This is a genomic window from Prevotella sp. S7-1-8, from assembly GCF_000758925.1.
Classification (GTDB): Bacteria; Bacteroidota; Bacteroidia; order Bacteroidales; family Bacteroidaceae; genus Prevotella.
Genome location: NZ_JRNC01000027.1, coordinates 1 through 6,900, shown reverse-complemented (window position 1 = coordinate 6,900; position 6,900 = coordinate 1). Strand labels below are relative to the sequence as shown.

Annotated in this window: 5 protein-coding genes; all 5 read left to right on the top strand. The window is 50.6% G+C overall.

Annotation, left to right across the window (positions count from 1 at the left end; all coding sequences use genetic code 11):
- Positions 1-192 (top strand): hypothetical protein (locus HMPREF1640_RS13620; RefSeq protein WP_231565832.1); only part of this gene is annotated, 192 nt, incomplete at its 5' end.
- Between the two features lie 186 nt (positions 193-378).
- Positions 379-852, top strand: a complete 474-nt coding sequence (locus HMPREF1640_RS04340; protein ID WP_036892751.1) for a Dps family protein — start codon at positions 379-381, stop codon at positions 850-852.
- Positions 853-1,460: 608 nt separating this feature from the next.
- Entirely contained in the window at positions 1,461-1,943 is a 483-nt protein-coding gene (locus HMPREF1640_RS04335; protein WP_156098709.1) for a T9SS type A sorting domain-containing protein, read from the top strand.
- Positions 1,944-1,954: 11 nt separating this feature from the next.
- Positions 1,955-3,706: a thiol-activated cytolysin family protein gene (locus tag HMPREF1640_RS12535; RefSeq protein ID WP_081935272.1), complete on the top strand. Its 1,752-nt coding sequence runs from the start codon at positions 1,955-1,957 to the stop codon at positions 3,704-3,706.
- Between the two features lie 173 nt (positions 3,707-3,879).
- Positions 3,880-6,747, top strand: coding sequence for a C10 family peptidase (locus HMPREF1640_RS04325; RefSeq protein WP_081935271.1), 2,868 nt, complete (start codon positions 3,880-3,882; stop codon positions 6,745-6,747).
- Positions 6,748-6,900: the final 153 nt, after the last annotated feature.

Below are 6,900 nucleotides of genomic sequence, written 5' to 3'. Positions count from 1 at the left end.
GGGGGGGGGGGAGGGCTACGTCGTGCCCATCAGCCGAAAGGCGTACAAGGGCGTAACCGAGTGGACATGGATACCAAGATATTGGTAGGCAACTGTTTTTTGTGTAAAACCGCTGGTGGGGACATGACACGAAAGGGTGACCCTCTGCTTTCGATATGTGCAAACTTGCTCATCATTTCTGATGATTTTTAAGGGTGTTATTGCCAATGTATCAGTATGTCCCAATATTTCTTTGTATATTTGCAAAGTGTTTCGTTGGTTTGGCTACTGCTTGGGTGGCAAGGACAATCCACTCGAGCCAAGGCGAAATACAACGCCTATCCCTCAAATTGGCGATAGAGGCATCAAACAAATTCAAAAATTTAAAGTTAAGAGAAAATGAAAAATTTAGAAGTATTAGGATTAGATGAGAAAAAAATAAGCAGTGTGGTCAGCGGTCTCAACCAACTCTTGGCGGATCTCCACGTGTACTACATGAATCTGCGCGGCCTGCACTGGAACATCAAGGGCAAATCTTTTTTTCAACTGCATGAGGAGTTTGAGAAACAGTACAACGATGTGGCAAGCAAGATAGACGAAGTAGCGGAGCGTTTGTTGCAACTCGACAGCAAGCCCGAGAACCGTTTCAGTGAGTTGCTCAAAATCGCTACGCTCAAAGAGAAAAATGACATTGACGCAGAGACAGAGGCCATGCAGCTCATACTCAACACGCTGAAGGTGTTGATTGCCAGTGAGCGCGCTGTCATCGCCGCGGCCGGGGAGGCAAATGACGAGGTGACGGTAGCCTTGATGGACGATTTCCTTGTAGGACAGGAAAAAGCGGTGTGGATGGTGAACGCCTGCTTGGCATAACCCTCGTCAGTTCTTTATACGTTTTGAGGATGTGCCACTTGGTTGGCGTATCCTCTTTTTGTTTTGTGGGCGATTGGCTTGCCACACCCATTTTTTAGAAAAAATCAGTAAATTCAGAATGCGCAAAATTTGCCACGATAGAAACTTCAGTTAAGCTTTGGGAAAATCTCAATAGGCTGTCAAATACTATATTCTTTCCTTAAAAAATATTCTTTGAAAAGAATTTGGCGTATTTTTCGCTCAAAAATTTGAAATGATGAGACGGATAGACGCACTTGTCCCTTCCATACCTTTTCTGTGGAACTATGAAATTACTTTAATTTTTTGTCAAGTTGCCCTTTTCGTGCTATGCGCCATCTGCCTTGTGGTAAGAATGGCGGTGTTTTGGAGTCAAATTCCCCGATTTTGTCTGTGATGGGTCTTTTTGGGTGGGTACAAGTTGCAAATAATATATCATGCGCCAAACAATTAGTTAGAATTTAACGGAATATCCCTACAATACATTTTTTTTCGCAAAAAAAAAGAGAGCGTTTTGTGTAATATTCAAGATTTTTATTTTAATTTTGAACATAGAGAAAATCTTAATGTACAATATCAAAAATAGTAACATGAAAAAAGTAAACAAATTGTGTATGGTAATGTGTTTCATCGCATTATGTACAAACAAACTTCATGCAACAGATTTATTGGTGTTCCAAATGAAGTCGGGGACAAAAATAACATTTGTCTTGAACGACGCCCCCAAATTTTCATTGCAAGGCACAACGCTGGTCGCCACTGATGGCAGCAACCACCGGCAGGAATTTGACATCATGGATCTACAATGCTATTATGTTTCGAAGGACGACAAGCCGGACGGTGTGGACAAGGTAGCGGAGAGTGGCATGAGCCGCAGGATGGCGAATGGGCATGTTTACTACGAGGGACTTAATGCCAACGCCGAACTCAGGCTGTTCGACATCAACGGCCAGCTGGTAGCTCGCTATATGGCTTCGCCTACAGGGTGTGTTGACATAGACCTCACCATGCGGCCCAAGGGCGCGTATGTTATCAAAGAGGGCAATCAAGCCATAAAAATCATTAACCAATAATATATATAAATATGAGAAAAAGAATTTTACTCAGTTTGTTGCTCGTGGGCGGAGTGCTGTGCACGAGCGCACAAAGTTACGTCATGAAGGTGAAGACCAAGCGTGGCGAGGAGAAGACTTTCAATGCCACGGATATAGATCGTGTATATTTCGAGCGATGGACTCCTGGCGACAACACGCTTAAAGCAGGTGACGTGAAGGGGTATCTTATGAGCTTACCGTACGCGCCTGGCATGGCAAAGGACAATGGAACGCCTATCCAGCCCGGAACAGGTCAACCCGAAATGATAGGTATTCCGTCCGTCACTCCCGGCAGTAAGGATCATGTAAACGGCATACCGGGCTATTGGGTGGTGACTACGACGAACTACAAGTTGAATAACACTTTCAACGAGATGATTTTGCTTGACCCAAGAACGGACATCATCTACCCGGGATGCGCCCTCAAAGGCAACTCTATCATCGACGGTACGTATGCTACTATCTCCGACTGCGAGTTAGGCGATGTTACCTGGACGCTCAACCTTAATCCTGAGAATGAGGCCGACTCCCACGCTTCTACCCAAACCGTGCACAATCCCCGTTATAGCGACTATCAGCAGACCCTCAACAAATGGGCTAACATCTCCTACAAGGAGGGTTCCAATATCCTGCTGGAGTCTGTCGAAAAGGTAAACAGCAACGAAGAGCTGGCGACAAAGCTGGGCTTGGCGGTGAAGAGCCCCATCGTTGACTTCGCTTCCAGTTTCGGTTTCAACTTCTCCAAGAAGAAGAACCACATCCTTGCGAAAGTCATACAAAAAGGTCCAAGCGTCATCGTCGATGCGCCAAGAAACACCCCTACCATCTTTCAGTCGGTGGACAGGACATACTTGGAAAACTGCCAGCCGGTATACGTTTCTGCCATCAACTACGGACGCATTCTCTACCTGTGCATTGACACGGATGCCGACGAGAAGGAAGTGCAGCAAGCGCTCGACATCGCCGTGAAGAAAATCAAGGGCATTGTCGACATCAATGCGAACGATGAGGTAAAGTACAAGAAACTCTTGGAGAACAGCGACATCCACATCACGATGCTCGGAGGCGGACAGACCTTGCAGAACCAAGTGGCAAGCGCCAACCTCGATGCCGTGAAGACATTCCTCGCGCAGCAAGTTCCTTTCAATCAGCTGCACCCTGTGAGCTTCCAGCTTAGGTTTGCCGTTGACAATTCCTTGGCTCGCGTGCAGGCATCAAGCACATACAGCGTTACGCGTCGCGAGTTTGTACAAGACTTCAATAAGGTGCGCCTCGTCTTCAAAATCGAAGGCATCGACGGCATGGGCGACGGATTTTTCGGTGACAAATACGCACAAATTAGGGGCGACTTGATGATGTACCTTGAGGGCGACCCAAAGATGAATATGAGGTCGTTGTGGAAGGCACACGATTTCAAAGTGCAGTACGACAAGCCAAAAGTAGACTTCGAAACCAAGACCACTTCATATTTCGAGATTACAAGGGAGTCAAGTGAGACCGTGGAGGACATGTGTGACAGATGCTACTTGGCGTTTGCACCTAACCTCTTCAACGAGCACCAAGCAACAGCCGGCAAGGTATCAAGGGTCCAGTACAGCATAATGCCGCAGAGTCTTCCGCTAAGCGATATCCTTGAGTACTACAAGGAAAAAAAGCCTATCGTCTTAACGCTGACCACGAATGGAAGCAACAGGATGGTCAAGCTCTACGTCACTGTGGATAAGATAAGGTACATGGAATAATCCAAAAGAATTCCTTTCCGGATCAAATGGAACTATCCGTCGGACTTGCTCGTTTTATTCGTTAGCCTCATGGCTGTGCCAATACGAAATCCGCCAAGAACCCCTCGGATAGTTTCACTTTCCCACAATATCGTTTTACCATTGTTCAGTCAAATAATCCTAAAAGTTTTTCCATGAAACGATTATTACTCTTGCCACTGTCCTTGATGTTGTGCTTGCTGGCAACCTCCGCCCCCATAGGTAAGGACAAGGCGTTGCGCATAGCGCGTAGCTTCATTGGCGCGCAAGGCTACATCAGTGGGCAGAACATATCCGTGGCGTACAGCCCACAGGTCGCCACCGGTCATCAAACGGTCGCCACCACACGCTCCGCCGCGCGAGCCAACGCGAGCCAAGCACTCTACTATGTTATCAACAACGGCAGCGACAACGGCTTTGTCGTCGTGGCTGGCGACGACCGTGTCGTGCCCATCTTGGCATACTCCAAGGAGGGAACGCTCACGCGGGATGTCATCATGCGACACCCCTCCATACATTGGTTGTTCGATGAATACCAGCGACAAATCCAATGGGTGCTCAACCATCAGTCGCACGCCCAAGCCGCCGTGCCAACCCGCGCCGCCGACCGCACTGACATAGAGCCATTGCTCGGCTACGATAGCGACCGACGCAACCAGCTTCCTTACCCCATATCGTGGGGGCAGGCGTGGCCATTCAACCTATATGCGCCCAACTACAAGTACAAAGGGACAGTATACCCCACCGTGTCGGGATGCGTGGCGACGGCAATATCTACTGTGTTGAGATGGCACAAGTGGCCCAACCACCCACATGGCAAAACAGAATACTGGTGGAAAGGGCAATATCCGATGCGGCTCAACTTTGACGGAGCGGGTAGCGAGAACGCCCCTTACGATTGGAAACAAATGCCCGCGGCAATCACGAGCGGAGGCTATGACAGGGCGACACGCACCATGCTCACCGACAAACAGGCGGACAATATCGGACGACTCTTGCGCGACGTGGGCTATGCCTTGCAGATGGATTACAATCCAGCCTTCGTGGGCGGCAGCGGAGCTTATGTGTACAATGCGCCGGAAGCGTTGGCCAACAACTTCGGATACAAGAAAGACGTGCGCTTCCTCGAGCGTAACAACTACAGGAAGGCGGCATGGCTGGAGAATATCCACGCGGAGCTTAAAGACTACGGTCCCGTGGTCTACGCGGGATTTTCGCAAGGAGGAGGCCATTGCTTCGTCCTCGACGGTATCAAGGCCGACGGCATGGTGCATGTGGACTGGGGATGGAACCGCTCGCAAAACGGATGGTACAACCTCGACGTGATGCTGCCTGGGCAAGAGGGCATTGGCGGCGGCAGCGGCGGATACGCCTATCACCAGCAAATGCTACGCTACCTGCAACCCGACAAACAACAGGACGGCGAGGGCAATGAGGATGACGAACAACCCGAACCGGAGCCCAAGAGCGTACAGCTATACATCGCCAGCGCTCAAAAACCACACTACACCATCAAGCAGGGCGGCAAAGCCACCATTGAGATTACGGTGGGCAACAAGGGCAACGACAACTATGTGGGGCAGGTGGCCCTCGCCGTGTACAAGAGCGAGTCTGACCCATACTCACATATGGTGGACCGACAAACCACGCTTATACGCGCTGCCGGTCAGCGCGCGATAACCTTCAGCGTCAACACCGACGAACTCGCCCCAGCCGACTACCGTCTCGCCATCTGCTATGTCAAGGATGCAAAGTTCGTGGCGCTGCAAGAGCAAGCTGGCACGCTCACCGTGCAGGGTGAGCAACCTACGCCCACACCCACACCCACACCCGTGGTCGACAAGCCAAATCTTATAGTAGCGCTCCAAACATTTGCTTATGCGCAAGAGGGCGAGCACATCAAGATACCCTTCACCGTAGTCAACAAAGGTGGCAAGTACAATGGCGATATCAAGCTATACGCCATTCCAGCCAACGCAAGCCACGCTACACCAACGCTGATTTCCTCAGGCGTCACTGCCATTGAGCGAGGACAGAGCATGCGCTATACCTTCTACACCAACGATGCGTTTGCGAGGCTCACAAACGGTGATGGGACCGACGAGGGAACCAAATACCACCTCTTGTTGGCGTTCCACCACCAAGGGAAAGACTTCTATGCCCCTCTTGGACAAGACCCATCCAACAACCATGTGGGACAACTCACCATACGCACTGCCGACAAGCCCGAGCCAACACCGCAACCACAGCATGGCGATATTGTCCTGCGAACGGCATATTTCAAGCAGGGTAACAGCTGGTTAGGCTCAGACTATGCCGTCGCCTACCTGCCACAAGGCAGCCTCACGGTGCGCTACTCGCTCTACTCGCGGACAGGCTACAAAGGCGATGTCTGCTTCTATCTCACCCAAGCCTATGGCAGCTCCAACCCATCCACCAACATGTACCTGCGCCGCAATGTCGTCATGCGCCCAGGCTACGGCTATTTGGACGTGGTGTTTCCGACAGCGTCGCTGTTGCAAGGCGTGGCTTACGCCAATTTGCAGTACCAAGTGGAGGGTGACGATCGCATGTATTTCAGAGCCAACAGCCAAGTGCCATTCTATGTGCGCAGCTATTCCTATTACGACTATTACGAGCCAGACGAGGATGACGGGTTGCCCCGCGCTGATTTAGGCCGACGGACACACGGTGACACTTTCGACTTCCTTCATGACCCTCTCGCCTACACCAAGGCACAATCGATTGGCAATGATGAACCGAGTCAGGACGAGAATATCAGCAATTCCATCGTCGCTCACAAGCGCCCCGGCTCGTTCGTCGTCTCGCCAGAGGTCGTCGCAGGTCGTCTCACGCTCGTCGTGCCGCAAGCTTGCGCCATGCGCCTTTACGCTCCCAGTGGGCAATGTGTGGCAAATGTGATGCTTAGAGAGGGCACCAACAGCGTGGAGCTGGCACACCTGCCTCGCGGCGTCTACGTGGTGCGCACCGCCTTTGGCAATGCCAAAATTGTCAAGCCATAGTCACCGCGCGGCCCACGATGGGTTTCCCTTGACATTGGGATAATGTTTTTAAACAACCTGTCGTCTGGGTTATTCTTAATAAATTGGACGGAAGCCATAGTAAGCCTTAAGGCTCGAAGGGGTTGGAGACTTGTGCGAAAAGCTCCAACCCCC

Excerpts from the sequence above, each read along its gene's own strand:
- HMPREF1640_RS04340 (WP_036892751.1), top strand. The coding sequence starts at position 379 with ATGAAAAATTTAGAAGTATTAGGATTAGATGAGAAAAAAATAAGCAGT.
- HMPREF1640_RS04335 (WP_156098709.1), top strand. The coding sequence starts at position 1,461 with ATGAAAAAAGTAAACAAATTGTGTATGGTAATGTGTTTCATCGCATTA.
- HMPREF1640_RS12535 (WP_081935272.1), top strand. The coding sequence starts at position 1,955 with ATGAGAAAAAGAATTTTACTCAGTTTGTTGCTCGTGGGCGGAGTGCTG.
- HMPREF1640_RS04325 (WP_081935271.1), top strand. The coding sequence starts at position 3,880 with ATGAAACGATTATTACTCTTGCCACTGTCCTTGATGTTGTGCTTGCTG.